The organism is Mycobacterium sp. E796 (assembly GCF_001672815.1).
In the GTDB taxonomy this organism is placed as follows: Bacteria; Actinomycetota; Actinomycetes; order Mycobacteriales; family Mycobacteriaceae; genus Mycobacterium.
The window spans coordinates 1-909 of sequence record NZ_LZKK01000202.1; the positions used below are offsets into that span (position 1 = coordinate 1).

Annotated in this window: 2 protein-coding genes; one reads left to right on the forward strand and one right to left on the reverse strand. The window is 54.8% G+C overall.

Annotated features, from left to right (window positions below):
* The coding region (locus tag A5706_RS35265; RefSeq protein WP_156767137.1) for a PE domain-containing protein at positions 1-364 on the forward strand (364 nt) is incomplete at its 5' end.
* 254 nt (positions 365-618) lie between these two features.
* Here the strand turns inward: A5706_RS35265 and A5706_RS35270 are convergent.
* Positions 619-909 (reverse strand): hypothetical protein (locus A5706_RS35270; protein WP_231984910.1); only part of this gene is annotated, 291 nt, incomplete at its 5' end.

A 909-nucleotide genomic window follows, 5' to 3' on the forward strand; every position in this document is an offset into this window, starting at 1 on the left:
CCAGGACTATCACGCGCTGGCCGGGAAGGCGGCGGCGTTTCAGGACCAGTTCGTGCAGCACCTGACTGCGAGTGCCGCCTCCTACGCCAGCGCTGAGGCGGCCAACATGGCGTCGTTGCTAAAGCCCTTGACAGCAATTGGGGCCCCGATTGCCGCTGCTGCCACAACCGCCCAGTCCACGATGAGCGATTTAATAGCGAATGTGATAACAAATATTCAAGCCGGAATAGAGACATTGATAACGATGATTACATCTTTATTAATGTTGCTAGCGATTGTACCCTTTTTGCTACTGTTTCTTTTAAGTGTTGCTTTATACGGGCCATGGTGGCTTGTTTTGCTTAATGCCGGGCGTGGGTATTGAGATGACGCCCCCCTCAGCGCGGTCGGTGAGGTTCGCGCAGTCGGATCGACGCCCAACGAGTTGGTCGCGAGGGTTGGATTCTCCATCGTTCCTTCGCCGAACCTTTCACGTTCGTGGTCGGGCAGCGTCTAGCCGACGACGAGGCGTGTCTCGGCTTTGAAGGTGCCGTCGCGGTTGTCCCGGACGTGGACGCTGGTGGTGATGGCGATGTCCGGCCAGGGCCAAGAGGCAGGCCGCAACGCAGAGCGCGTCTGTTAGATCGGGAAGAACATCGGAATGGGAGTACCTGTTGCAATAAAAAGTAAAACTAGTGCTACCCAAGCGCCTATGATTACAAAAGTGCCGACCGTAACGAAAATGCTCCATAACGCCGGGTAGCCTTGAATAAATATCCAAAACTGGTAAAAGGCTGCGCCCAATATCTTGAGTAATTGGTCGAAAGCTGCGCTAACAATGTTGCCTAACTCGTATCGGACAGCCCCGACGGCGCTGCCAATCAAGTTCACAACCCCTCCCAAGGGCTTTAGCAACGACGCCATGTTGGC